Origin of the sequence: Achromobacter xylosoxidans (genome assembly GCF_002192695.1) — a bacterium.
GTDB classification, from domain to species: domain Bacteria; phylum Pseudomonadota; class Gammaproteobacteria; order Burkholderiales; family Burkholderiaceae_B; genus Achromobacter; species Achromobacter xylosoxidans_C.
Genome location: NZ_MTLG01000011.1, coordinates 75,941 through 100,050, shown reverse-complemented (window position 1 = coordinate 100,050; position 24,110 = coordinate 75,941). Strand labels below are relative to the sequence as shown.

Here is a 24,110-nt window from a genome sequence, read left to right as displayed (position 1 = left end):
TCGCGTTATCGTAAAGCAAAAAGCCCTTGTAAGGCTTCTTACAGGATGTGTTGAAATTTGCGCGGGTGTCTGCGCGAGCGCAGCGGCCGCCGCGGGCGGCCTGGCGCCGGATCTCAGGCCTTGAGGGCTTCGATGCGCAGCGTCTCGCCATCCAGGCGGACCAGCGCGGGCTGGTTGTGCAGGGTGCGGTCCAGCTTGTCCTCGACCACGCGGTACACGCCGGCCACGGCCAGCAGTTCAGCATCCAGGTGGGTCGTGAAGATGCGCGCCGAGGTGTCGCCGCGAGCGCCTGCCATGGCTTTGCCGCGCAACGGGCCGTAGACATGGATGTTGCCGTCGGCGATGACTTCCGCGCCCTGGCTCACCATGCCGATCACCACCAGGTCCGTGTGGCGCGCATAGACGCGCTGGCCCGAACGCAGCGGCTTGGTGATGACCAGCGCCGACGACGAGTGCGGCGCGGCGGGCGTGGGACTGGCGGCGGAGGTAGTGTTGCTGGCCGCGCGCGCCGGCAGCGGTTCGGCCGCGGGTTTGTCGGCGGGCGCTTCCGGCTCGGTGGACACTTCGGTGGGCGCGGGCGCGGTTTCGACCGCGGCGGCGGGTACGGATGGCACCGGGGTGGAGACGTCGTTGGGCGGCGCGGTGTCGATCACCGGCGCGGGCCGGGCCGCGGGCGTGGACAGTTCCACCGGCGCCAGGCCCGCGGCGCGCGCGGCTTCCAGGTTGGCGCCTTCGGCCACCACGCCGATGGGGGGCAGGTTGTGGCCGCGCAATGCCGCCACCAGGGCGGTCCAATCGATTTTCTCTTCGACGCGGCTGGCGTCGACGACCACGGGTTCGTTTTCGAAGAAGCTGCCGGCATCGGCCATGCGCTTGGCCAGGGCGGCGTTCAGGCGTTCGGGGTCGGCGCTGTGCAGGACCACCCGGATGGCATAGAGGGTGGCGCTTTTGAAGTCCAGGGCTAGGGATTCAGTGTTCATCTTGATTGTGGCTGGCGGTCCCGGCGCCGGGAAACGGCGCGCTCGACCGGCTGCGGGGTTCGGGGGATGATAACCCGCCCAGGGGCGGCATGCGCAGGGGGCGGATCCAAAGAAAAAGGCGCCTTTCGGCGCCTTTTCCCGGCAATGCGGACGCGGATCGCGTCAGCCTTGCGCCCAGGAATCGCGCAGGGTCACGATGCGGTTGAGCACCGGCGCTTCGGCAGTGGATTCCTTGAGGTCGGCCGTGAAGTAGCCCAGGCGCTCGAACTGCCAGGTGGCGCCCGGCGTGGCGACGGTGCCCGGTTCCAGCCAGGCCGTGACGGTCAGCTTGGAGTTGGGGTTCAGGCAGGCCAGGAAGTCCTTGTCGCCGCCGTCGGGACGCGCATCGGCGAACAGTCGGTCGTACAGGTGGATCTGGGCGGGCACCGCGTGGGCCGCGCTGACCCAGGTGATGTTGCCCTTGACCTTGACGCTGTCCGCGCCCGGCGTGCCGCTCCTGGTTTCCGGCAGGTATTCGGCCTGGACCTCGACGACCTCGCCGGCCTCGTTCTTGGTGAAGCCGGTGCAGCGCACCACGTAGCCGTACTTCAGGCGCACGGTGTTGCCGGGGAACAGGCGGAAGTACTTCTTGGGCGCTTCTTCGCGGAAGTCGTCGCGTTCGATCCAGAGTTCGCGCGACAGCGGGAATTCGCGCACGCCGGCTTCGGGATCGTGCGGGTTGCGCGGCGCGGTGCAGATCTCGGTCTGGCCTTCCGGGTAGTTGGTGATGACCAGCTTGAGCGGGTCCAGCACGGCCACCGAGCGCGGCGCGACCGGGTCCAGGTCGTCGCGCACCGCCTGCTCGAGCAGGCTGTAGTCGATGCGGGAATCGGACTTGGACACGGCGGTGCGGTCGCAGAACAGGCGGATCGAGGACGGCGTGTAGCCGCGCCGGCGCAGGCCGAAGAGGGTCGGCATGCGCGGATCGTCCCAGCCGTCCACGTGGCCTTCGCGCACCAGCTGCAGCAGCTTGCGCTTGCTGGTGACGACGTAGCTCACGTTCAGGCGCGCGAATTCGTACTGGTGCGGCAGCGGCTGCGCCAGCTTGCCGAGTTCGGCCAGGCGCGCCAGGATCCAGTCGTAGAACGGGCGCTGGTCTTCGAATTCCAGCGTGCAGACGCTGTGCGTGATGCCTTCCAGCGCGTCTTCGACCGGATGCGCCCAGCTGTACATCGGGTAGATGCACCACTGGTCGCCGGTGCGGTGGTGGTGGGCGTGGCGCACGCGGTACATGACCGGGTCGCGCAGGTTGATGTTGGGCGAAGCCATGTTGATCTTCGCGCGCAGCACCAGGCTGCCGTCCGGATGCTTGCCGTCGCGCATTTCGCGCAGCAGCGTCAGCGACTCGGCGGCCGGGCGGTTGCGCCAGGGCGAGTCGGTGCCGGGTTCGGTCAGCGTGCCGCGGTTGGCGCGAATCTCTTCGGGGCTTTGCTCGTCCACGTAGGCGTGGCCGGCCTCGACCAGCGCCTCGGCGAACTCGTACATATAGCCGAAGTAGTCGCTGGCGAAGTACAGGTTGTCATTGCCGTCGGCCTTCCAGTCGAAGCCCAGCCAGTGCACGGCCTCGATGATGGCGTCGACGTACTCCTGGTCTTCCTTTTCCGGATTGGTGTCGTCGAAGCGCAGATGGCAGACGCCGCCGAAGTCGCGGGCCAGCCCGAAGTTCACGCAGATGCTCTTGGCGTGGCCGAGGTGCAGGTAGCCGTTGGGCTCCGGCGGAAAGCGCGTGCGGATGCGGGCCGAATCCAGTCCGCCCTGCTCTTGCAAGGCCGCCGGGCCAGGCTTGCCCGCCCAACGCTTGCCTGCGAAGCGCTGGGCTTCGAGGTCGTCTTGAACGATGTTGAGCAGGAAATTGGATGCGGCGGGGGTCGGCGTCGTGGCGGAGGTCATTCTTGAAAGAATAGGAAAAAGCAGCGACAAAGAGTCAATTTTGCCACGTTCCGCAGGCGAGGCCTTTTGGCGGCCCGTGCAACCGGTTTCAAACTGTCCCCACGGTCATGTAACTGGCTCTACACTACGGGCCATCATGGACATATCCACGTTATCCCTGGCCCGCGCGCAGTTCGTGGCCAGCCTGAGCTTCCTGGCGTTTTTCCTGGCCTTCTCCCTGGCGCTCGCCTGGGTGCTGCTGTTCTTCAAGATCAGGGCGCGCTGGTCCGGGCAGGGCGGCTGGACGGCCGCCTACCGCTTCTGGGTGCGGATTTTCGCGCTGGCCTTCGTGCTGACCCTGGCGGCCAGCGTGCCGGTGCTGATCCAGTTGGGCAGCCTGTGGGCGGGCCTGATGGACAAGATCGGCAACGTGGCCGGCCCCTTGCTGGGCTACGGCATCCTCTCGGTCTTCATCCTCAAGTCCTGTTTCCTGGGCGTCATGCTGTTCGGCCAGCGCCGCGTGTCGGATGGCGCCCATACGCTGGCCGTGCTGATGGTGGCGGTGGGGCAGCTGGTGGCGGTGTTCTGGGTGCTGGCCCTGCAATCCTGGATGCAGACGCCGGACGGTGCGCTGCTGGTCGACGGGCGCTACCAGGTCTATGACTGGGTGGCCGTGGTGCTGAATCCGTCGGTGGGGTGGCGCATGGCGGTGGTGATGGTGGGCGCGGCCCTGGCCTCCGCCTTCCTGATGATGGGCGTGACCGCGCTGCAAGCCTTGCGGCGCCCGCTGGGCGATGGCGAACGCAATGCGTTCAAGACCGCGCTGGTGGTCGCCGTGGTGGCGGCCTTCATGCAGTTGCCGGTCGCGACCGGCGCCGGGCAGATGATCGCCAAGCTGCAGCCCGCCAAGGCCGCCGCCGCCGCGGGCTACTGGGAAAGCGGCGCGCAGCCGCAGCTGGTGCTGTTCGCCTGGCCCGATGCTCGCTCGCATTCCAATGTGGCCGACCTGACCCTGCGCAACATGGGCGGGATGTGGCTGCATCGCAACCAGGACGGCACCTACCGCGGCCTGGACAAGTATTCGGGCATGCTGCCGCCGGTGGCGCTGACCTTCTGGTCGCTGCGCGTGGCGGCCGGGCTGGGCCTGCTGATGCTGGCTGTCGCCTGCGTGACCTTTCTGTGGACGTTCCGGCGCGGACTGGATCCGTCCACGCTACCGCCTTGGTGGCAGCGGGTCCTGTGCGGCATGATGTTCTCCGGCGCCATTGCCGTCGTGGCCGGATGGTGGGTTTCCATCCTGGGCCTGCAGCCGTTCGCGGTGAACGGCACCGTCACGCAATCCGAGGTGCTGGGCATCGTGGCTTCCAGCACCGTGCTGTACGGGCTGATAGGCTATGGCGTGCTGTACCTGCTGCTGCTCGCGGCGTTCGTCGGCATGCTGTTCCACGCGGCGCGCTATGGCGTCGTGCCCGTGCGCAAACTGGCTGGAGGCACGCCATGATCGCCATGCTGGCCGCCTCTCAGGGCCTGAACCCCGACGATCCCTCTTTCTGGATGCCGCTGGCCTTCATGGCCCTGCTGTTCGTGGTGATCGCCGCGGGCATGGTGCTGGACGGCTTCGACCTGGGCGTGGGCATCCTGCTGCAACTGGCGCCGGAACACGAGCGCGGCCGCATGATGAGCCTGCTGAGCCCGTGGCGCGACGCCAATGAATTCTGGCTGCTGCTGGGCATGGGCCTGTTCGCGGCGGCGTTCCCGTTCGCCTGGGGCGCGGTGCTGGGCAAGCTCTACGGGCCGCTGACCTGCATGGTGCTGGGGGTGGTGTTGCGCAGCGTGTCGTTCGAATTCCGCATCCGCGCGCGCAACGAGATGAAGCCGCGCTGGATCTTCGGTTTCTGGGCGGGGTCGCTGATCGCCGCCTTCGGCCAGGGCATGCTGCTGGGCCGCATCGCGACCGGCTACCAGTCCGATGCCGGCTACGGCTGGTTCTCGATGTTCGTGGGACTGTGCGCGGTGGCCGCCTATGTGCTGCTGGGCGCATCCTGGCTGGTGATGCGGGTGGACGGCGATCTGCAGCGCCGCGCCGCCAACTGGGCGCGCCACGCCATCCGCTGGACGGCGGTGGGCATGGTGGCGATCGCGGTCACGCTGGGCCTGGCCAATGCGGGCATCTTCTACAAGTGGAGCAACATCGCCCACCTGAGCCTGGCGGCGACGGTCTGGGTGCTGATGCTGGCGGGCTTCGTGGCGGCAGAAATGCTGCTGGCGCGGCTGCCGGGCAAGGCAGACCGCTTCAGCTGGCTGCCGTTCGTGCTGTGCGTGGCCCTGTTCCTGCTGATGCTCAGCGGCCTGGCCTACAGCCTGTTCCCCTACCTGATCCTGGACGACATGACGCTGTGGGACGGCGCGGGCGCGCTGGGCTCGATGCGCCTGGTGCTGGCCGGAGCGGTGGTGGGCATACCGGTGGTGCTGGTGTTCAACATCCTGGCCTACCGCTCGGTGTTCGGCAAGGAGCGCGCCCCGGTGCCGCTGTTGCCGCCGCCAAGCTGACCTGGCGGGGACGCCCGGCCGCGGCTGCCCCGAGGGCAGCCATTACAAGACCGGCCTGGCCACGCGCTGCAGGATTTCCTCGCCGTAGGCTTCCAGCTTGCGCGCGCCCACGCCGCTGATGTGGCTCAGATCGTCCATCGATTCGGGCTGGGCCAGCGCGATCTCGCGCAGCGTGGCGTCGTGGAAGATGACGTAGGCCGGCACGCCGTGGCTCTTGGCCACTTCGCCGCGCCAGGCGCGCAAGGCTTCGAATACGGGTTGCAGTTCGGCCGGCAGGTCGATGGCCGCCGCCTTGGGGCGGCCGCTGCCGGTCTTGCCCGAACGTGGTTTTTTTTCGGATTCCCGGCGCAGCATCAGCTGCCGTTCGCCCTTGAGCACGGCGCGGCTGCCTTCGGTCAGGGCCAGGGTGCCGTAGCCTTCGTGGTCCACCGTCAGCAGGCCTTGCGCCAGCAATTGGCGCAGCACGCCGCGCCAGGCGGTGTCGCTCAGGTCCGCGCCCACGCCGAACACGCTCAGCGTTTCGTGGCCGTGCTGCTTGGTGCGGTCGGTGACCTTGCCGCGCAGGATGTCGATGATGTGGCCGGCGCCGTAGCGCTGGCCGCGTTCCTTCCACAGGCGGTAGACGGCGGACAGCACCTTTTGCGCCGCGACCGTGCCGTCCCAGGCCTGGGGCGGGTCCAGGCAGACGTCGCAGTTGCCGCAGGCCGTGATCTGCTGGCCGAAGTAGGCCAGCAGGCGCACGCGCCGGCATTCCACGGTTTCGCACAGCCCCAGCATGGCGTCCAGCTGCTGGCCCAGGCGTCTGCGGTAGGACTCTTCGCCCGGCGATTCGTCGATCATGCGGCGCTGCTGCACCACGTCCTGCAAACCGTAGGCCAACCAGGCCGTGGCCGGCAGGCCGTCGCGGCCGGCGCGGCCGGTTTCCTGGTAATAGCCTTCCACCGACTTGGGCAGGTCGATGTGCGCCACGAAGCGCACGTCGGGCTTGTCGATGCCCATGCCGAAGGCGATGGTGGCCACCATGACCACGGCGTCCTCGCGCAGGAAGCGCGCCTGGTTGGCGGCGCGCACCTGCGCGCTGAGGCCCGCGTGATAGGGCATGGCGTCGATGCCCTGGTTGCACAGGAACTCCGCGGTCTCTTCCACGCGGGCCCGCGACAGGCAGTACACCACGCCGGATTCGCCTTCATGGTCGGTCTGGATCATGTCCAGCAACTGCTTGCGCACCTCGTTCTTTTCGATGATGCGGTAGCGGATATTGGGGCGGTCGAAGCTGGAGACGAAGTGGCGCGCATCGTCCAGCGACAGGCGCTGGGCGATCTCGCTGCGCGTGTCGGCGGTGGCGGTCGCCGTGAGCGCGATGCGCGGCACGTCGGGCCAACGCTCGTGCAGCATCGACAGGCCCAGGTATTCGGGGCGGAAGTCGTGGCCCCATTGGGACACGCAGTGGGCCTCGTCGATGGCGAACAGCGCGATGCGGCCGCGTTCCAGCAATTGCAGGCAGCGGTCGGTCAGCAGGCGTTCGGGCGCCACGTACAGCAGGTCCAGCTCGCCGGCCAGGAAGGCCTGCTCGACGTCGCGGGCGACGCGCCATTCCTGGGTGGAGTTGAGGAAGGCCGCGCGCACGCCCAGTTCGGTCAGGGCGTCGACCTGGTCCTGCATCAGCGCGATCAGCGGCGACACGACGATGCCGGTGCCTTCGCGCACCAGCGACGGGATCTGGTAACAGAGCGACTTGCCGCCGCCCGTGGGCATCAGGACCAGCGCGTCGCCGCCGTCGATCACCTGTTCGACAATGGCTTGCTGGTCGCCGCGGAAGGATTCGTAACCGAAAACGCGCTGCAACACGCCGAGGGCGCGCGCGTCAGACATGGGGGTAGGCCGGAAGCATCATGGCAGGGATTTTAAGCCGCAATTCCGCTTGGCCCTTTCCAGAGGGAGATTTCTGTCCTGGCCGCGGCCTGCCTACCAGCTCAGCCAGGTGCCGCGCATGAAGGTATCCACCGGCATGCTGAGGTTGGCGCGCCATTCGTAGTTGCCGGAAATGATGTCGCGGTCCGCGCCTACCGCCAGCTTGACCTTGGGCGCGACGAACATGCTGTGGGACAGGCCGACGCGCTGCTCGGCCAGCTCGGAGCCTTCCCGCAGGCCCGAATAGGTGCCGCTGAGCACGCCCCAGCCGGTGATGGGGACGCCTGCCGACAGCGTGTTGCGGGTGTGCGCCGCCGAGGCTGCGCCGCCCGCGTAGCTGGACAGGTCGCCGAAGCCCGCGCCGACCTGCTCGTTGGTGTAGCCCAGGTTGACGCTGTCGGCCACGGCCACGTTGTAGTCGAAGCGGTAGCGCCAGGCGCTGGCCGCATCGAACGAACTTTGCGTGGCGCCGGCGCGGAACGTGCCGTATTCGCCCGCGGCATAGGTGGTGCCCATGCCGCGGGTGGTGAGCGATGGGGCGCTCTGCATCTGGCCTTCGAGCGTCAGGTCGGACGTGAGGCCGTAACGCACGCTGCCGCTGCCTACCGGGTCGCCGTAGTCCACGGCGCCGGAACTGGCGGCAGGGTCCATGCGGTTCAGGCGCCCCAGCGACGAGGAATAGCCGAAGCTGCCTTCCGGGGCCGTGGCGCCGGATCCGGCCCAGTTCGAGATTTGCAGTCCGCCCACCGGCGCGCCGCTGCCCCAGGCTGGCGCCCGGGCATCGATGTTGCCGACGGCGACGGACGGACCCGTGGCGTTGCGGTAGACCCAGTTGCGGTTGCCGCCGTAACGCAGGCCGTCCTGGCTGCTGGCGGAGGCGAACCACGGGCGGGAGGCGCGCGACACCCCGGAAATCATGACCACGGGCACGCGGGGCAGGTCTCCGTCCTGGAGCGCGAACGAATAGTCCGGCGCGGGTTCCTCGGGCGTGGTGAGCACGCCGCAATCCAGCGGCACCGGCGCGGGCTGCGCGTCGCCGGACAGCGCCAGCCCGGTGCCGGGGATCAGGTCGGCGTCGCCGGCGCCGTGCACGCTGGTGTCCAGCGCCGGTTCCATGGTCTGCATGTCGCAAGGGGACGGATCCAACGGCACCGCGCGCGACTCCATGGAAGCGGCGGGGCGCACGGGGATGGGCTGCACCGGCGACAACACCCCGATGCCGCGCGCCGAGGCCGGCGGCATATAGGGGGACGCAGCAACAGGATCGCCCAGGGCCGGAGCGAGCGGGCATGCCATGGCCGCCGCCAGCGCGGCGCGCAACAAGGATTTTCGCCAGATGAATGCGGGGGCGACCATAGACACAGTGTAGAAAGAGGGTGGCGCCTTGCCTGTAAACGATTCTTGGCAAAACGGACAGAAGGCGGCGCCTGTCTATTTTAGGGCCAGTCCGCAGCGGGCGCAGCGCCGTGGCGGGAAAGCGCTGGTAAACGCGTCCAACATCGTGCAACAGGTATATTTCAGTTGATTTCCCGCCTCTTGCGGCTTGTGGCAGAGGGCCGCACTATGCATCCATGGACAATCCCCACACCAAGCTGCTGGTCGTCGACGACGATCCCGCCTTACGGCAATTGCTGGCCGACTACCTGAACCGGCATGGCTACGACACCCTGCTGGCGCCGGACGCCACGGATCTGTCGTCCCGCATCACCCGCTACGCGCCCGACCTGCTGGTGCTGGACCGCATGCTGCCCGGCGGCGACGGCGCGGACGCCTGCCGCCGCCTGCGCGAGCAGGGCGAGGACATTCCCGTCATCCTGCTGACGGCGCGCGACGAGGCCGTTGACCGCATCATCGGCCTGGAGGCCGGCGCCGACGACTACGTCGGCAAGCCCTTCGATCCGCGCGAGCTGCTGGCCCGCATCGAGGCGGTGCTGCGCCGCAAGCGCGGCCCCTCGGCGCTGACCAAGGACGCGCCGGTCTCGTTCGGCCCCTTCGTGTTCGATCCCTCCACCCGCCAGCTGTCGCGTGAAGGCACCGTGGTCAAGCTGACCGGCGGCGAGATCAATTTGCTGGAAGCGCTGGTGCGCAACGCGGGCAAGCCGTTGTCGCGCGAACGCCTGCTGGCGCTGGCGCGCGACGACGACGCCGGCGAGCGCAACGACCGCGCCATCGACATCGCCATCCTGCGGCTGCGCCGGGTCATCGAAGACGATCCCAAGCAGCCGCGCTGGATCCAGACCGTCTGGGGCATCGGCTACCGGTTCTCGCCCTGATGCGCTTTTCTCCTGGCTTCCTGGTGCCGCGCTCGCTGCGGGCAAGGCTGATCCTGCTGATCCTGGGCTCGGTCCTGCTGACGCAGGCGGCCACGTTGGTGACGGTGTCGTACTTCCGGCACAAGTTCATGGAAGACGTGGCCATCGGCTATATCGTCACCACCATCCGCACCTTGCGCGCCGCGGTGTCGCAGGTGCCGGCGGAGGAACGCGCCGACTTCGTGCGCACGGCCTCGCAGAACCAGTGGCGGCTGTGGTCGCGGGTGCTGCCCGCCGAGGCCAAGCTGCAGCGCTTCAATGGCCGCCGTCCGCCGCCGAAGGCGGCTCCGAAGCCGCCGCCGCCGCCTCCCCCGCTCGCGGACGCGCAGATACACGGCCCGCCGGCGCCGCCGCCCCCGGAAGTGCGCGACGAAGAGCATGGCGATGAACGCGCCAGCGCGCGGGAAGGCGAGCGCGCGCGCGACCGCGAGGAACACAACCGCCGCTACCAGCCCGAGCCGGACGACATCCGCCGCGACCTGCGGGTGCTGGTGCAACAGCTCAATGAACGCCTGAACGACGGCACGCGCGTGGCGCTGTCGCGCGGGCCCACGCCGGAAATCTTCATTTCCCTGGCGCCCAACCCCGCCAGCGAGGACGCACCGCGCCTGCGCGAATGGCTGGTCATTCCGCTGGACCGCCTGGATCCGCCGGTGGCCACGCCGTTCATCGCCGCCTGGCTGGGCGGCCTGGGGCTGCTGCTGTTGCTGGCGGTGGGATTCTCGTGGCACATCACGCGTCCGATCACCCGGCTGGCCGATGCCGCCGACCGGCTGGCGGCAGGGCAGCCGCAACGGGTCGAGCCCTCGGGCCCGCATGAAACGCGGGTGCTGGGCATGCGCTTCAACGCCATGCTGGATGCGCTGTCCGAATCCGATTCGGTGCGCCGCACCCTGTTGTCGGGCCTGCCGCACGACCTGAAAGGCCCCTTGTCGCGGATGTGGCTGCGCATCGAGCTGGCCGACGATTCCAAGCTGAAGGAAGGGCTGCGCGCGGACCTGCAGGACATGCAGCACATGGTGGACCAGTTCATCGGCTTCGTGCGCGGCACCGACCCGGCGGCCTACCGCTACGCTTCGATGCTCCTGTCCGATTGGCTGACCGAGCGCGTGGGCGCCTGGCAGGGCGCCGGCACCGACATCAGCCTGCGCGCCGGCGACGACGTCGCCACCCTGGTGGTGCAGGCGGACGCCGTGGCGCTGGGCCGGCTGCTGGACAACCTGATCGGCAATGCGCTGAACCATGGCGCGCCGCCGGTCGAGGTCAGCCTGCGGCACGAGGGCCGCCACGCGGTGCTGGACGTGGCCGACCACGGTTCCGGCATCGTGCCGGAACGGCGCCAGGAGGCGCTGCGCCCGTTCAGCCGCCTGGACGACGCCCGCACGCGCACCGGCAGCGTGGGCCTGGGCCTGGCGCTGGCCGAGGCCATCGCCCGCGCCCATGGCGGCTCGCTGGAGCTGCTGGAAGCGGAGTCGGGCGGATTGTGCGTGCGGGTCAGGCTGCCGCTGTCCGAAACGCCCTAGGACGCCGTCCGCGCAGGCGGGCCGCCCCCCAGGGCGGGCCGCCCTACGGTACGATGCATCCTGCTCAGTACTTTGTTGTTTCCGCACCATGGCCATCCAGTCCGATTCGCTTTCCTCCCGTCCCGACGCCCCCCGTATCGTGGCGCCGCAGCCGGTGTCGCCCAACGAGGAGTCGATCGAACGCGCCCTGCGGCCCAAGGCGTTGCAGGAGTATGTCGGCCAGCACCGCGCCCGCGAACAGCTGGAGATCTTCATCGCCGCGGCCAGGAAGCGCGGCGAAGCCCTGGACCACGTGCTGCTGTTCGGCCCCCCAGGGCTGGGCAAGACCACGCTGGCCCACATCATTGCGCATGAAATGGGTGTGCAGCTGCGCCAGACCTCCGGCCCGGTGCTGGAACGCCCGGGCGACCTGGCGGCGCTCCTGACCAACCTGGAAAAGAACGACGTCCTGTTCATCGACGAAATCCACCGCCTGTCGCCCGTGGTCGAGGAAATCCTCTATCCGGCGCTGGAGGATTTCCAGATCGACATCCTGATCGGCGAAGGCCCCGCCGCGCGCAGCGTGAAGCTGGACCTGCAGCCCTTTACCCTGGTCGGCGCCACCACCCGCGCCGGCATGCTGACCAACCCCTTGCGCGACCGCTTCGGCATCGTGTCGCGGCTGGAGTTCTACAACGCCGCCGATCTCGGCCACATCGTCACGCGCAGCGCCGGACTTCTGAACGCCGGCATCACGCCCGACGGCGCGGCGGAAGTCGCGCGCCGCGCCCGCGGCACGCCGCGCATCGCCAACCGGCTGCTGCGCCGGGTGCGCGACTACGCCGAGGTCAAGGCCGGCGGCACCATCGACGCCGAGGTCGCCGGCCGCGCGCTGGCCATGCTGGAGGTGGACCCGCAGGGCCTGGACCTGATGGACCGCAAGCTGCTCGAGGCCATCATCCACAAGTTCGACGGCGGCCCCGTCGGCGTGGACAGCCTGGCCGCCGCCATCGGCGAAGAGCGCGACACGATCGAGGACGTGATCGAGCCCTATCTGATCCAGCACGGCTATCTGCAGCGCACGCCGCGCGGCCGCACCGCCACGCTGACTACCTGGCGCCATCTGGGGCTGACCCCGCCGGCTGGCACCACGACGGGCTCTGGCGACCTCTTCGGCAAGTAGGCGACGGGCCTCGATCGGACAGGGTGCGAGCGTCGAACGGCGCCCAATCGGCGCCGGGACTGCGCTACGGGTTTATCATCCGAAGGTTTTGATTTCCCTTCGCGATCAAAGGACCCCCATCCCATGCAGCCCGAATTGCCCACCTATGATGATGTCGTGCGCGCCAGCGAGCGCCTGGCCGGCAACGCGCACCGCACGCCCGTACTGACCTCGGCCACCGCCGACGCGATCAGCGGCGCGTCGGTCTTCTTCAAGTGCGAGAACTTCCAGCGCATGGGCGCCTTCAAGTTCCGCGGCGGCTACAACGCCATTGCGCGCCTGACGCCTGAACAGCGCGCCGCGGGCGTGGTGACGTTCTCGTCGGGCAACCATGCGCAGGCCATCGCCCTGGCCTCCAAGTTGCAGGGCGTGCAGGCCACCATCATCATGCCGCTGGACGCGCCGGCCGCCAAGCGCGCGGCCACCGAGGGCTACGGCGGCAAGATCGTCACCTATGACCGCTACACCGAGGACCGCGAAGCGATCGCCCGCCGCATCCAGGCGGAAACCGGCGCCACCCTGATCCCGCCCTACGATCACGAAGATGTGATCGCCGGCCAGGGTACAGCCGCCAAGGAGTTGTTCGAGGAAGTGGGCGAACTGGACTACCTGTTCGTCTGCCTGGGCGGCGGCGGCCTGCTGTCGGGATCGGCGCTGTCCGCCTACGCGCTGAGCCCGCGCTGCCTGGTCTACGGCGTCGAGCCCGAGGCGGGCAACGACGGCCAGCAGTCCTTGCGCAAGGGTGAAATCGTCCGAATTCCTGCGCCCAAGACCCTGGCCGACGGCGCCGCCACGACGCATCTGGGCAACCTGACCTTCCCGCTCATCCAGAAGCATGTGCGCGACATCGTCACGGTGACCGACGAACAGTTGGTCACCACCATGCGTTTCTTCGCTGAACGGATGAAGATGGTGGTCGAACCCACCGGCTGCCTGGGCGCGGCCGCCGTCATGCAGAACGTGGTGCCGGTGCGTGGCGCGCGGGTCGGCGTCATCATCAGCGGCGGCAACGTCGATCTTCCGGTCTACGCCAAGCTGCTGGCGGCCTGATACCGGCGGGCGGTCCCATTCCGGGGCCGCCGATGCGCGCTTGCGGTTGTCGCGTGTGCAAGGCAGAATCGGGACTGAATCCTGACGAACAGGGGCTGCGACATGCGTATCCTTGTCATCGGCGGCACCGGTTTCATCGGCCGTCATCTGGTAGCGCGGCTTTCCGCGGATCAACATCAGATCGTCGTGCCCACCCGGCTCTACAGCCGCGGGCGCGACCTGCAGATTCTCCCCACCGTTACCCTGCTCGAATGCGACGTGCATGACGACGCCACGCTGGACAGCCTGGCGCAAGGTTGCGACGCGGTCGTCAACCTGGTCGGCATCCTGCACGGCAACGCCGGCCGGCCCTATGGCTCGGCCTTTGCGCGGGCGCACGTGCTGCTGCCGCAGCGCATCGCGCAAGCATGCCGCCGGCAGGGTGTGCGCCGCTTGCTGCACGTCAGCGCGCTGGGCGCCGATTCCAATGGCGACAGCATGTACCAGCGCTCCAAGGGCGACGGCGAAGCCGCCATCAAGCAGGAATTGCAGAGCTGGCAGGACGGCGGCTGGACCATCTTCCGGCCTTCGGTGGTCTTCGGCCCCGACGACAAATTCACCAATATGTTCGCCGGCCTGGCGCGCTGGCTGCCGGCGCTGCCGCTGGCGGGCGCGCACGTGCGCATGCAGCCGGTCTATGTGGGCGATGTGGTCGCCGCCATCGTGTCGGCGCTGGGCAATACGCATACCTGCGGCAAGACCTACGAACTGGGCGGCCCCCAGGTCTACACGCTGGGCGAGATCGCCCGGCTGTGCGCCGCCTGGGGCGGCCATCCCCGCCCGGTCGTCAGCATGCCGATGGGCGTGGGCCGCATGCAGGCCCGGCTGTTCGAATGCCTGCCCGGCACGCCGCTGATGTCGCGCGACAACCTGGATTCCCTGCGCCGCGACAACATCTGTACCGGACCGATAGCGCCCGAACTGCATGTGGTGCCGACCGGCCTGGAAGCCGTGGCGCCGCGCTACCTGTAAGCCTGGCTCAGCGCACCAGCGCCTTCAAGGCCTGCTTGATGCCGTCGGACACGCCCACGCCTTCTGGCAGGGTCTTCAGCGCCGACAGCGATTCCTTCTCTGAGTAGCCCAGCGCCAGCAGCGCGTTCAGGATGTCCGACTGGTTGTCGGGCGCCGCGTGCGGCGAGGCGCCGATGTCCGCGCCCAGCTTGCCGCGCATTTCCAGCAGCAGGCGCTCGGCGGTCTTCTTGCCGATGCCGGGCACGCGCGTGAGGCGGCCCGATTCCTGCAGCGTAATGGCCTGCGCCAGGTCCGCCACCGACAGCCCCGACAGCACCGACAGCGCGGTGCGCGCGCCGATGCCGCTGACCTTGATCAGTTCGCGGAATGCGCTGCGTTCGCCGGCCGAGGCGAAGCCATACAGGATGTGGGCGTCTTCGCGCACCGTCAGGTGCGTGTAGAGCGTGACGCGGGCGCCCGTGTCGGGCAGCGAGTACAGCGTGCTCATGGGCACGTCGATGTCATAGCCCAGACCGCCCACGTCCACGCAGATGGTGGGCGGGAGTTTCTCGATCAGGGTTCCGGTGATGCGTCCGATCATGGTGATGGTGGCCTGGCAATGGTGAGGCCGCTGAATGCGCGGCGGATGCGGGGATTCTATACGCGCGGGCGCGCAATCGGCGGGAACCTGCTCCGCTGCGCGGCAAACCGCGGCGAATCAGGGTTTCAGCCGATCAGGCGGCCGTTGCGGATGCGGGTCTTGCCGCTCATGCGCAGGGACGCGCCCAGGCGCTCGAGCTTGTCCTGCATGGGCCCGGCATGGGCATGGCAGATCGCGCAGGCCAGCGCGTCGGCCGAGTCGGGCGCGGGCGCGCCGTCCAGCGCCAGCAGGTGCTGCACCATCATCTGCACCTGCTCCTTGGCGGCGCGGCCGGTGCCGACCACGGCCTTCTTGATCTGCAGCGCGGTGTACTCGTGCACCGCCAGCGAACTGTCGGCCAGCGCGCACAGCGCGGCGCCGCGCGCCTGGCCCAGCAACAGGGTTGACGCGGGGTTGGTATTCAGGAAGATGATTTCAAGCGCGGCCACATCGGGTTGCGTGTCGCGCGCCACCTGGCGCAGATTGTCCAGGATGACCTTGAGGCGTTCGGCCAGCGCCAGCGCCGGCGGGACCACGATGGTCCCGCTGGCCACGTAGCGCAGCCGCGGGCCGTCGGCATCGATCACACCGAAGCCGGTGCGGCGCAGGCCGGGATCGATGCCGAGGACGCGCATCAGTGGCGGAAGTGGCGGGTGCCGGTCAGCACCATGGCGATGCCGTGCTCGTCGGCCGCGGCAATCACTTCGTCGTCGCGCACGCTGCCGCCCGGCTGGATCACGCAGGTCGCGCCGGCGGCCACCACCACGTCCAGGCCATCGCGGAACGGGAAGAAGGCGTCCGACGCCACGGCCGAGCCCTTCAGGGTCAGGCCGGCGTTTTCCGCCTTGATCGAGGCGATGCGGGCCGAGTCGATGCGGCTCATCTGGCCGGCGCCCACGCCCAGGGTCATGCCGCCGCCCACGAACACGATGGCGTTGGACTTGACGTACTTGGCGACCTTCCAGGCGAATGCCAGGTCATTCATTTCGGCCTCGGTGGGCTGGCGCTTGCTGACCACCTTGAGCGCGTCGCGCGGCACGTTGTAGGCGTCCGGGCTCTGCACCAGCCAGCCGCCGCCCACGCGTTTGATGTCGAAGGCGTTCTGGCCCGTGCCCATCGGCACTTCCAGCACGCGCACGTTCTTCTTGGCGGCCAGGATGGCCAGCGCGGCGCCGTCATAGGCGGGGGCCAGCAGCACTTCCAGGAACTGCGCGCTCACGGCTTCGGCCGTGGCGGCGTCGACCGGACGGTTGAAGGCGATGATGCCGCCGAAGGCCGAGGTCGGGTCGGTCTTGAAGGCCTGCTGGTAGGCGCCCAGCGTGTCGGCCGCGACCGCCACGCCGCAGGGGTTGGCGTGCTTGACGATGACGCAGGCGGGCGCTTCGAAGCTGCGGGCGCATTCCCAGGCGGCGTCGGCGTCCGCGATGTTGTTGTAGGAAAGTTCCTTGCCTTGCAGCTGGCGGTAGTTGCCCAGCAGGCCGGCCGGACGCTGCGCGTCGACGTAGAAGGCGGCGGTCTGGTGCGGGTTCTCGCCGTAGCGCAGGGCCTGTTCCTGCTTGACCTGCAGGGTCAGCGTGCCGGGCCATTCGTTGCGGGCAGGCACGGCTTCCTGCTTGGGCTCGGCGTCGGCCAGGCTGGTCAGGTAGGCGGCGATGGCGCCGTCGTAGGCGGCGGTGTGGGCGTAGACCTTGGAGGCCAGCGCCAGGCGCAGGCCGTAGGAGGTGTTGCCGCCCTTGTCCATTTCGGCCAGCACGCGCGAGTAGTCGACGGGGTCGATCACCACGGTCACGCCGCCGGCTTCGGTGCCGTGGTTCTTGGCCGCCGCGCGCAGCATGGCCGGGCCGCCGATGTCGATGTTCTCGACGGCGTCGGCGAAGGTGCAGTCCGGCTTGGCCACGGTTTCGCGGAACGGGTACAGGTTGACCACCAGCATGTCGATGCGGTCGATGCCCGCCGCCTTGATGGTGTCCATGTGTTCGGCGCTGTCGCGGCGCGCCAGCAGGCCGCCGTGGATCTTCGGGTGCAGCGTCTTGACGCGGCCATCGAGAATTTCGGGCGAGCCCGTGTGGGCCGCCACTTCGGTGACGGTCAGGCCGGAGTCGGCCAGCAGCTTGGCGGTGCCGCCGGTGGACAGCAGGCGCACGCCACGCGTGGCCAGGGCGCGGGCAAATTCAACGATGCCGGTCTTGTCGGACACCGAAAGCAGGGCGGTTTCGATTTTCATGGTGAGGGACGGGAGTGGGGCGGTAACGCCTTCCTCGTTCAGGTCGGATGGGAAATCTGGGGGGGAGCGGGCGGCGCGATGCGCCTGCCGCCCGCGCGCGAAAGCTATACCTGGATATTGTGCGCCAGCAACTTCTTGCGCAGGGTGTTGCGGGTGATGCCCAGCATTTCGGATGCCCGCGACTGGTTGCCGCCCGACCGTTCCAACGCCACTTCGAGTACCGGGCGCTCCACGCAGCGCATCACCATGTCCCACATGTCGTGAGGCTCGGATTCACCCAAGTCTTCGAAATAGCGCTCCAGGCTGGCGCGCACGCATTCTTCCAGGACATCTTTCTTGCTCATTTGAGTACAGATATTTTTATGTTGGTGTTGAGGCGGTTATGCCGCCAGCAGGGCTTCTGCGACCGGCGCCGGATGGGATCCGCCGTCGCGCGAGATGAGGTCGAACCAGTCCGACACGGCCCGCCACTGGTCGCGGGTGTTGTCGATCAGATTCATGCGGGCGCAGAACGAATCCGCCCCCGGCAGGCCGTCCAGATACCAGCCTATGTGCTTGCGCGCCGTGCGTACGCCGGTGTGCTCGCCATAGAACCGATAGTGGTCGTCGAGATGTTCGAGCAGCAGCTCGCGCATTTCCCCATAGGAGGGAGGGGCCAGTGTTTCGCCCGTGCGCAGGTAGTGGTCGATTTCGCGGAAAATCCAGGGACGGCCTTGGGCCGCCCGCCCGATCATGACCGCATCGGCGCCAGTGTAATCCAGGACGTGCCTGGCTTTTTCGGGAGTGGTGATATCTCCGTTGGCGACAACGGGGATTTTCAGCTCGGCCTTGACGGCGCGGATAGTGTCATATTCCGCCTCGCCCGTATAGAGGTCGGCGCGGGTGCGCCCGTGCAGGGTCAGGGCGGCGATGCCGGCGTTTTCCGCCATTTTCGCCACCCGCAGGGCATTGCGGCTTTCGCGGTCCCAGCCGGTGCGGGTCTTCAGGGTCACCGGCACGTCCAGGGGCGCGCAGGCGGCCACCACTGCGTCCAGGATGCGGGCGATCTGGTCTTCGTGGCGCAAGAGCGCCGACCCGGAGGCCACGTTGCAGACCTTCTTCACCGGGCAGCCCATGTTGATGTCGATGATCCGGGCGCCCTTGCTGGCGTTGAACACCGCCGCTTCCGCCATCATGGCGGGGTCGGCGCCCGCGATCTGTACCGAAATGGGGGCGATCTCGCCGTCGTGGTTCAGGCGCCGGGAAGTCTTGACGCTATCCCACAGCTTGGGGTTGCTCGCGGCCATTTCCGACACGGCATAGCCCGCCCCAAGCTTCTTGCAAAGCTGGCGGAAAGGACGGTCCGTCACGCCCGCCATGGGCGCGACCAGCACGTTGTTGGGTAGGGTCCATTGACCTATGCGCATGCTCACATTTTAACCGGGTCGATCGCTCCCCCTTTGTCACCTGGAGAACAATTCGTAACAAAGGAAGGCGAAAGCAGACAATCCGCCCCGTTATCGGGGGCGGATGGGGGAGGAATTCAGGCGCGGAAACCTTGCAGCAGATGCTGCGCCAGCGGGGCTCGCAGCGGGGAGGCCAGATCCATTCCCAACAAGGCCAGGCCGCAAGCGTGTTCCACCGGCGCCAGGCCGGTCGAGAAGATGCGGGGCATCAGGTCGGTCAGGCCGGCGGTGATGAAGCGGTCCACGTGGCGCGCCCTGGCGAATTCCGCCAGCGCGGAACCGGGATTGACCTCGGGATGCGCCAGCCAGCCAGCCAAGGTCTGGGCCAGGCGGGCGGCGTCGCGCAGGCCCAGGTTCAGGCCCTGGCCGGCGACCGGATGCAGGGTCTGCGCGGCATTGCCGATGGCCGCCACGCGGCCGTGCACCTGGGCGCGGCGGGCGCTGAGCGCCAATGGGAAGACATGCCGCGGCGCCTGGCTGGAAAGCCGTCCCAGGCGGTCGCCGAAGGCTACCGACAGCGCCCGCGAAAACGCGGCGTTGTCCAGCGCCGCCAGTTCGGCGGCGCGCTCGGGGGCGCTGCACCAGACGACGGAATAGGCGTCCGGGGTCTGCGGGTGTGGCAGCAGCGCCAGCGGGCCTTCGGCGGTGAAGCGTTCCCAGGCCCAGCCGCGGCGGGGCAGGGTGGCGTGCGCCGTGGTCAGCACCGCATGTTGGTCATAGTCGCGGCGCAGGTCGGTTGCGCCCGCGCCGTCGGATTGCACCGCGACCCGGCACAGCAGCGTCGTGTCGCCTTGTTCGACGCGCACGCCGTCCGCGTCCTGCATGCCGATCCGGGCAGGCGGGCCTTGCAGCACGGTGACGCCGCAAGCGGCCACGCATTCGTCCAGCTTGGCGTGCAGGCCGGAATAGCCGACCACGCTGCCCAGCTGCGGCACGCCGAAATCGGTGTTCTGGATCAGGGTGCGGCCCAGCCGGCCGCGCTGCGACACATGGATGTTGCGGATGTCGGCCGACCGTTCGGGCCAGGCATGCAGCGATTCCAGCAGCACGCGGCTGCCGTGGTTCATGGCCAGCACGCGGGGGTCCGAGGCGGGCGCCGCCGCCGATGGCGCGACCGGGGCGGGCGCGCTGCCGGCAAGCAGCGCGATGCGCGCGGGGTCGGGCGCCACGCGGGCCAACATCAGGGCCAGCACGCGGCCCACCGGGCCCGCGCCTAGAATCGCTATGTCGAAGGCGGATGAAGTCATGACCGGATTTTACCCGTCCACTACAATCCGCAGCAGCCGGCGCGTCTTGGCGCCGTGGTCCCCTTTCCGGTCGATCGACATGACGCAGCTCCAGGCCTCATCCCCCTTGTCCGCCGTTCCCGCCCGCCGTCCGCGCGGCAAGGTCGCGGTCGGACTGCTGGCCTGCCTGTTCGGCGCGGTGGGGGCGCATTGGTGGTATCTGGGCCGCCGCCACGCCTGGCTGGTGACCGCGTACACGCTGGCCAGCCTGTTCTGCGCTGTCAGCTTCTACCCCGTCTGGTACGACAACCCCGCCTTCTTCCTGGTGTTCATTCCCATGGTCGACGGGTTCATCGAGAGCGCGGTGTTCTCGCTGATGCCGGACGAGAAGTTCGACCGCCTCTACAACGACGGCCTGGGCCGGCCGACCCAGACCGGCTGGGGACCGGTGCTGGTCGCGATCCTGGCCTGCCTGGTCGGCGCCATCGTGTCCATGTTCGCCATCGCCATGGTGGTGGTCTACACCTGGATCGCCATGGGCTGGCTGGACGGCTACGTCTTCTAGCGCGGACCTGGCGCGCCGCCAGTCTATTCGCGCATCAGCGCTTCGATTTCACCGGCCTGCACCGGCACGCCGCGGGTGATGAGTTCGCAGCCTTCGTCCGTCACCAGCGCGTCGTCTTCGGTACGGATGCCGATGTTCCAGTAGGCTTCGGGCACGTCGTCGGCGGGCCGCACGTAGATGCCGGGTTCGATCGTCAGCATCATGCCCGCCTCCAGCTTGCGCCAGGGCCGCTCGGCGCCGTGGGCCGGACCGGGCTGGCGGTAGTCGCCCACGTCATGCACGTCCAGGCCCAGCCAGTGGCCGGTGCGGTGCATGTAGAAGCGGCTGTAGTCGCCGGATTCCAGCACGCCGTCCAGCGAACCCTTCAGGAGCTTCAGGTCCAGCATGCCCTGCGCCAGGACGCGCAGGGCAGCCTGGTGTCCGTCGTTGAAGCCGCGGCCGGGCGCCGTGGCCTGGGCGGCGGCATCCTGGGCTGCCACCGTCAGGTCGTACAGCGCGCGCTGCGGACCGCTGTAGCGGCCGTTCACGGGAAAGGTCCGGGTGATGTCGCTGGCGTAGCTGTCGACCTCGCAGCCCGCGTCGATCAGCACCAGGTCGCCGTCACGCAGGACGGCTTCGCCAGCCGGATAGTGCAGCACGCAGGCATTGGCGCCGGCGGCCACGATGCTGTTGTAGGCCACCGATTGCGCGCCGTGGCGGCGGAATTCGTACAGCAGTTCGGCCTCGATTTCGTACTCGTGCATGCCGGGGCGGGCGATGCGCATGGCGCGCACGTGGGCGCCGGCCGAGATCTTGGCCGCGCGCCGCATCGCGGCGATTTCCGTGGCGTCCTTGATCAGCCGCATCTCGGCCAGCAGCGGCCGGATGTCCTGTTGGCGCGCGGGCGGCGCATGGCCGCCGCGGCTGGCTTCGCGGGCCGCGGCCAGCCAGCGATGCAGGCGGCCGTCGTGGCGCTTGTCGCCAGCCAGGGGGGCGTACAAGGTGGCGTGGTCCTGCAGCAGCGCGGGCATCAGTTCGTCCAGCGCATCGAGCGGATGGGCGTCGTCGAAACCGAAATGCGCCGCGGCCGCCTCGGGGCCGAAACGCTTGCCCTCCCAGATTTCATGTTCGATATGGCGCGGACGGCAGAAGAGCAGGGCGCGGTCGGTTGCGCCCGCGATCAGCACCAGCCAGGCGCCGGGTTCGGTGAATCCGGTCAGGTAGAAGAAGTCGCTGTCGTGCCGGTAGGGATATTCCGCGTCACGGTTGCGCGTGGCCTCCGGGGCGGTGGCCAGTATGGCGATGCCGCCGCCTTCGGCCCGCATATGCGCCATCAGGCGTTGGCGCCGCGCGGCGTAAGGGGCGATGTCGTCGGGAGGCAGGCTCATGGCGGATTGGGGCGCGAACCCCGGCAAGGTGATGATGCCGTTTACTTTACCCGCCATCCCCGGGATACGACACCCCATGCAGGGCTCGCGGAATTCGCTGGACCGCGCGGGGCAAGCTGCTACAATCGCCGCTCTGTCATTGGGGAGTAGCCATCCTTTGTCCCCGCAAAGGAGCTAGCGTCAACAGACTTGGTGGTTCAGCGCTGCGTAGCAGCCGCTAGGACTCCATGGCGCTAGTAGCGGTATCCATGCACGGCGGCACCCGCCGCATGGATCAGCCAGGCGAGACCTTTGGCCGCGTTGCGTTCACCCCAGCCGGGCGAGCCGCGACGTCGCGCCAATTGGTTTCTGCTCGTCCGGCTCGCCTATATGTTTCTCACCCTGTTCCTGTTTTTCCTGTCAGCGGCAGTGATCTACTTCGCCTGCGAGTTCTTCGTGAACGGCGTCGAGTGGGTCGGCCATCGCTTCCAGTTGGGCGCCACCGCCACCGGCACCGTGCTCGCCGCGTTCGGCACGGCCCTGCCGGAAAGCGCCGTGACCTTCATGGCCGTCGTGTTCGGCGAAACCCCCGAGCAAAAAGACATAGGCGTGGGCGCCGCCATGGGCGGCCCGCTGGTGCTGGCCACGCTGGCCTATGCGGTGGTGGGCCTGGCCCTGTGGCGCGCGCGCCGGGGACGGGCCACGCAGGCGGACTGTATCAACGCGGACCAGCGCCGGCTGGCCCGCGACCAGGCCTGGTTCATGGGCATCTTCCTCTTCAAGGTGGGGCTGGGCCTGCTGGCCTTTGCCTGGAAGCCCTGGCTGGGCATCCTGTTCCTTGCCACCTACGGCCTTTACGTCAAGCGCGAGCTCAGCAACGACGAGGCGAGCCTGGACAGCGAGGATCTGGAGCCGCTGAAGCTGCGCCCGCGCGACCAGGACCCGAGCATGTTCTGGGCGGTCACGCAGACGGTGATGGCCCTGGTCGTGATCGCCGGGGCATCGCATGTGTTCGTGAACCAGATCGAGCTGCTGGGCGTGGCCATGGGCGCATCGCCCCATGTGGCCGCCCTGTTGCTGGCCCCGGTGGCGACCGAGCTGCCGGAAATCATGAACGCGCTGATCTGGGTGCGTCAGGGCAAGGAACGGCTGGCGCTGGCCAACATCTCGGGCGCCATGATGATCCAGGCGACCATCCCCAGCGCGCTGGGCATCTTCATGACGCCCTGGCTGCTGGACGCGCCCTTGCTTGCGGCGGGCCTGTTCACGATGCTGTCGATCGGCCTGCTGTGGCTGCGTTTCCGCCGCTCGGCCATGAGCGTGCCGGCGTTGTCGGCGGTGGGCGGCCTGTATGCCGTGTTCGCCGCCTACCTGGGCTGGCATTTCTACGTTTGACGGCGCTGGGTGCGTGGGGCTTCGGCCCCCCGCGGCTTTTTTCCGAATTCAGGCAGGCTTCAGCGCCAAAAGCCTTGTCCATAAGTGGAAACCCGCGTAAAATCTTGCCCGTTATCCATCCCAGGAGCAGTCTTCGTGAATACCGATTCCGGCGAAAGTTGTCGATCTTGCATCGACGTCGCTGTTTAACAGGTCCACGCAGAACTCCGTCTGCCGCAGCCTGTTGAACAGGTTGCGGTTGTATCCCAAGCTCCAGGCGCAAGCCCGGGCAATCGCGCAAGCCAGCGGCTTGCCGGGAACCTCCCCAACGTAAACCGCCAGAACCGCCGCTTCAGCCGCAGCGTCAGCGTTCGCGCACGTTTTCCTCGTGCCTGTCCGCCACGCGCAGCGCGGTTGCGCGCGTATTCGCGATCACGCTCCCCATTCTTGCAATGGAGGTCGTTATGCGTTTCTTCGACTTGTTCCTACGCCGCGCCGGCGTGGACCGCGCCACCGCCCTGGGCCGCCGCCGCGGCACTTCGCGCCTGACGGTCATCTGTCCGCGCGACGAGCTGGGCGCCTTGCGCAAGCAGATCTGCCTGGACTTCAGCGCCGCCGGCCTGGACGTCTCGCAAGTGCAGATCGACCAGGGCCGGGATCCTGGCATGGCGTCGGCCTGCATCACCGTCAATTGCCCCCCGGAGCTGCGGGGCGAACTGATGTCGCAGGCGCGCCGCCTGAGCGCCAATCCCGCCGTGCGCCACGTGCATTTCGGCACCCAGACTACGCCGGCCACGCAGGCCGCGCTGGCCTGAGGCCGCCCTTTCTTCCACAGGAGAGATCATGCCCAGTGCCTTAGACCCCG

21 protein-coding genes and 1 riboswitch are annotated in these 24,110 nt (G+C 68.4%); of the genes, 10 read left to right on the top strand and 11 right to left on the bottom strand.

Annotated elements, in window-relative coordinates; translation table 11 throughout:
- Positions 1–113: 113 nt before the first annotated feature.
- Both minC and BRO63_RS02905 read right to left on the bottom strand, forming a co-directional pair.
- A complete protein-coding gene (gene minC / locus BRO63_RS02910) occupies positions 114–980 on the bottom strand; it encodes a septum site-determining protein MinC (protein WP_013391712.1) in 867 nt (288 codons plus the stop codon).
- A gap of 162 nt (positions 981–1,142) precedes the next feature.
- Positions 1,143–2,909 (bottom strand): glutamine--tRNA ligase/YqeY domain fusion protein, encoded by a 1,767-nt coding sequence (locus tag BRO63_RS02905; RefSeq protein ID WP_013391713.1) that lies wholly within the window; start codon positions 2,907–2,909, stop codon positions 1,143–1,145.
- A gap of 136 nt (positions 2,910–3,045) precedes the next feature.
- On the opposite strand from BRO63_RS02905, the gene BRO63_RS02900 reads away from it, so the two are divergent.
- Together BRO63_RS02900 and BRO63_RS02895 are read left to right on the top strand one after the other, a co-directional pair.
- On the top strand, positions 3,046–4,389 hold the full coding sequence (locus BRO63_RS02900; protein ID WP_088138451.1) for a cytochrome ubiquinol oxidase subunit I: 1,344 nt from the start codon (positions 3,046–3,048) through the stop codon (positions 4,387–4,389).
- A complete protein-coding gene (locus BRO63_RS02895) occupies positions 4,386–5,438 on the top strand; it encodes a cytochrome d ubiquinol oxidase subunit II (RefSeq protein ID WP_088138450.1) in 1,053 nt (350 codons plus the stop codon). The genes BRO63_RS02900 and BRO63_RS02895 overlap by 4 nt, the downstream gene beginning before the upstream one ends.
- Before the next feature lie 42 nt (positions 5,439–5,480).
- Here BRO63_RS02895 and recQ read toward each other — a convergent pair whose 3' ends face one another.
- Both recQ and BRO63_RS02885 read right to left on the bottom strand, forming a co-directional pair.
- Positions 5,481–7,310, bottom strand: coding sequence for a DNA helicase RecQ (gene recQ, locus BRO63_RS02890; protein ID WP_088138449.1), 1,830 nt, complete (start codon positions 7,308–7,310; stop codon positions 5,481–5,483).
- Between the two features lie 93 nt (positions 7,311–7,403).
- Positions 7,404–8,645, bottom strand: coding sequence for a fimbrial protein (locus BRO63_RS02885; protein ID WP_256943229.1), 1,242 nt, complete (start codon positions 8,643–8,645; stop codon positions 7,404–7,406).
- A gap of 275 nt (positions 8,646–8,920) precedes the next feature.
- On the opposite strand from BRO63_RS02885, the gene BRO63_RS02880 reads away from it, so the two are divergent.
- From BRO63_RS02880 to BRO63_RS02860, 5 genes are all read left to right on the top strand, one after another.
- Positions 8,921–9,622 carry a response regulator gene (locus tag BRO63_RS02880; RefSeq protein WP_054457345.1) on the top strand — a complete coding sequence of 234 codons (702 nt, stop codon included), beginning with the start codon at positions 8,921–8,923 and terminating at the stop codon, positions 9,620–9,622.
- Positions 9,622–11,184 carry a sensor histidine kinase gene (locus BRO63_RS02875; protein ID WP_088138447.1) on the top strand — a complete coding sequence of 521 codons (1,563 nt, stop codon included), beginning with the start codon at positions 9,622–9,624 and terminating at the stop codon, positions 11,182–11,184. Before BRO63_RS02880 ends, BRO63_RS02875 begins: the two co-directional genes overlap by 1 nt.
- 88 nt (positions 11,185–11,272) lie before the next feature.
- Complete coding sequence (gene ruvB / locus BRO63_RS02870) at positions 11,273–12,346, top strand: Holliday junction branch migration DNA helicase RuvB (protein WP_088138446.1); 1,074 nt, start codon at positions 11,273–11,275, stop codon at positions 12,344–12,346.
- 123 nt (positions 12,347–12,469) lie between these two features.
- Positions 12,470–13,435 (top strand): threo-3-hydroxy-L-aspartate ammonia-lyase, encoded by a 966-nt coding sequence (locus tag BRO63_RS02865; RefSeq protein WP_088138445.1) that lies wholly within the window; start codon positions 12,470–12,472, stop codon positions 13,433–13,435.
- A gap of 102 nt (positions 13,436–13,537) precedes the next feature.
- Entirely contained in the window at positions 13,538–14,446 is a 909-nt protein-coding gene (locus BRO63_RS02860) for a complex I NDUFA9 subunit family protein (protein ID WP_088138444.1), read from the top strand.
- Positions 14,447–14,453: 7 nt separating this feature from the next.
- Here BRO63_RS02860 and ruvA read toward each other — a convergent pair whose 3' ends face one another.
- The 6 genes from ruvA to BRO63_RS02830 all read right to left on the bottom strand — a co-directional run bounded on the left by ruvA (position 14,454) and on the right by BRO63_RS02830 (position 19,981).
- On the bottom strand, positions 14,454–15,026 hold the full coding sequence (gene ruvA / locus BRO63_RS02855) for a Holliday junction branch migration protein RuvA (protein WP_013391723.1): 573 nt from the start codon (positions 15,024–15,026) through the stop codon (positions 14,454–14,456).
- A gap of 125 nt (positions 15,027–15,151) precedes the next feature.
- Entirely contained in the window at positions 15,152–15,700 is a 549-nt protein-coding gene (gene ruvC, locus BRO63_RS02850; RefSeq protein WP_088138443.1) for a crossover junction endodeoxyribonuclease RuvC, read from the bottom strand.
- Positions 15,700–17,289, bottom strand: a complete 1,590-nt coding sequence (purH, locus tag BRO63_RS02845) for a bifunctional phosphoribosylaminoimidazolecarboxamide formyltransferase/IMP cyclohydrolase (RefSeq protein ID WP_088138442.1) — start codon at positions 17,287–17,289, stop codon at positions 15,700–15,702. Before purH ends, ruvC begins: the two co-directional genes overlap by 1 nt.
- 104 nt (positions 17,290–17,393) lie before the next feature.
- Entirely contained in the window at positions 17,394–17,633 is a 240-nt protein-coding gene (locus tag BRO63_RS02840; RefSeq protein WP_006217670.1) for a helix-turn-helix domain-containing protein, read from the bottom strand.
- A gap of 36 nt (positions 17,634–17,669) precedes the next feature.
- Entirely contained in the window at positions 17,670–18,695 is a 1,026-nt protein-coding gene (gene dusB / locus BRO63_RS02835) for a tRNA dihydrouridine synthase DusB (RefSeq protein ID WP_179215029.1), read from the bottom strand.
- Positions 18,696–18,811: 116 nt separating this feature from the next.
- Entirely contained in the window at positions 18,812–19,981 is a 1,170-nt protein-coding gene (locus tag BRO63_RS02830; protein ID WP_088138440.1) for a UbiH/UbiF/VisC/COQ6 family ubiquinone biosynthesis hydroxylase, read from the bottom strand.
- A 79-nt stretch (positions 19,982–20,060) separates the two neighbouring features.
- On the opposite strand from BRO63_RS02830, the gene BRO63_RS02825 reads away from it, so the two are divergent.
- Entirely contained in the window at positions 20,061–20,525 is a 465-nt protein-coding gene (locus BRO63_RS02825; protein ID WP_088138439.1) for a hypothetical protein, read from the top strand.
- Between the two features lie 23 nt (positions 20,526–20,548).
- Here the strand turns inward: BRO63_RS02825 and BRO63_RS02820 are convergent, their stop codons facing one another.
- A complete protein-coding gene (locus tag BRO63_RS02820; protein WP_088138438.1) occupies positions 20,549–21,892 on the bottom strand; it encodes an aminopeptidase P N-terminal domain-containing protein in 1,344 nt (447 codons plus the stop codon).
- Between the two features lie 128 nt (positions 21,893–22,020).
- Positions 22,021–22,209, top strand: a riboswitch (yybP-ykoY riboswitch).
- A gap of 52 nt (positions 22,210–22,261) precedes the next feature.
- Here BRO63_RS02820 and BRO63_RS02815 point away from each other — a divergent pair.
- The gene (locus BRO63_RS02815) at positions 22,262–23,266 is read left to right on the top strand and encodes a sodium:calcium antiporter (RefSeq protein ID WP_088138437.1); all 1,005 of its coding nucleotides are present in this window, start codon (positions 22,262–22,264) and stop codon (positions 23,264–23,266) included.
- A 443-nt stretch (positions 23,267–23,709) separates the two neighbouring features.
- Positions 23,710–24,060: a hypothetical protein gene (locus tag BRO63_RS02810; protein WP_088138436.1), complete on the top strand. Its 351-nt coding sequence runs from the start codon at positions 23,710–23,712 to the stop codon at positions 24,058–24,060.
- The last annotated feature ends 50 nt before the right edge of the window (positions 24,061–24,110 follow it).

Excerpts from the sequence above, each read along its gene's own strand:
- minC (WP_013391712.1), bottom strand. The coding sequence starts at position 980 with ATGAACACTGAATCCCTAGCCCTGGACTTCAAAAGCGCCACCCTCTAT.
- BRO63_RS02905 (WP_013391713.1), bottom strand. The coding sequence starts at position 2,909 with ATGACCTCCGCCACGACGCCGACCCCCGCCGCATCCAATTTCCTGCTC.
- BRO63_RS02900 (WP_088138451.1), top strand. The coding sequence starts at position 3,046 with ATGGACATATCCACGTTATCCCTGGCCCGCGCGCAGTTCGTGGCCAGC.
- BRO63_RS02895 (WP_088138450.1), top strand. The coding sequence starts at position 4,386 with ATGATCGCCATGCTGGCCGCCTCTCAGGGCCTGAACCCCGACGATCCC.
- recQ (WP_088138449.1), bottom strand. The coding sequence starts at position 7,310 with ATGTCTGACGCGCGCGCCCTCGGCGTGTTGCAGCGCGTTTTCGGTTAC.
- BRO63_RS02885 (WP_256943229.1), bottom strand. The coding sequence starts at position 8,645 with ATGGCATGCCCGCTCGCTCCGGCCCTGGGCGATCCTGTTGCTGCGTCC.
- BRO63_RS02880 (WP_054457345.1), top strand. The coding sequence starts at position 8,921 with ATGGACAATCCCCACACCAAGCTGCTGGTCGTCGACGACGATCCCGCC.
- BRO63_RS02875 (WP_088138447.1), top strand. The coding sequence starts at position 9,622 with ATGCGCTTTTCTCCTGGCTTCCTGGTGCCGCGCTCGCTGCGGGCAAGG.
- ruvB (WP_088138446.1), top strand. The coding sequence starts at position 11,273 with ATGGCCATCCAGTCCGATTCGCTTTCCTCCCGTCCCGACGCCCCCCGT.
- BRO63_RS02865 (WP_088138445.1), top strand. The coding sequence starts at position 12,470 with ATGCAGCCCGAATTGCCCACCTATGATGATGTCGTGCGCGCCAGCGAG.
- BRO63_RS02860 (WP_088138444.1), top strand. The coding sequence starts at position 13,538 with ATGCGTATCCTTGTCATCGGCGGCACCGGTTTCATCGGCCGTCATCTG.
- ruvA (WP_013391723.1), bottom strand. The coding sequence starts at position 15,026 with ATGATCGGACGCATCACCGGAACCCTGATCGAGAAACTCCCGCCCACC.
- ruvC (WP_088138443.1), bottom strand. The coding sequence starts at position 15,700 with ATGCGCGTCCTCGGCATCGATCCCGGCCTGCGCCGCACCGGCTTCGGT.
- purH (WP_088138442.1), bottom strand. The coding sequence starts at position 17,289 with ATGAAAATCGAAACCGCCCTGCTTTCGGTGTCCGACAAGACCGGCATC.
- BRO63_RS02840 (WP_006217670.1), bottom strand. The coding sequence starts at position 17,633 with ATGAGCAAGAAAGATGTCCTGGAAGAATGCGTGCGCGCCAGCCTGGAG.
- dusB (WP_179215029.1), bottom strand. The coding sequence starts at position 18,695 with ATGCGCATAGGTCAATGGACCCTACCCAACAACGTGCTGGTCGCGCCC.
- BRO63_RS02830 (WP_088138440.1), bottom strand. The coding sequence starts at position 19,981 with ATGACTTCATCCGCCTTCGACATAGCGATTCTAGGCGCGGGCCCGGTG.
- BRO63_RS02825 (WP_088138439.1), top strand. The coding sequence starts at position 20,061 with ATGACGCAGCTCCAGGCCTCATCCCCCTTGTCCGCCGTTCCCGCCCGC.
- BRO63_RS02820 (WP_088138438.1), bottom strand. The coding sequence starts at position 21,892 with ATGAGCCTGCCTCCCGACGACATCGCCCCTTACGCCGCGCGGCGCCAA.
- BRO63_RS02815 (WP_088138437.1), top strand. The coding sequence starts at position 22,262 with ATGTTTCTCACCCTGTTCCTGTTTTTCCTGTCAGCGGCAGTGATCTAC.
- BRO63_RS02810 (WP_088138436.1), top strand. The coding sequence starts at position 23,710 with ATGCGTTTCTTCGACTTGTTCCTACGCCGCGCCGGCGTGGACCGCGCC.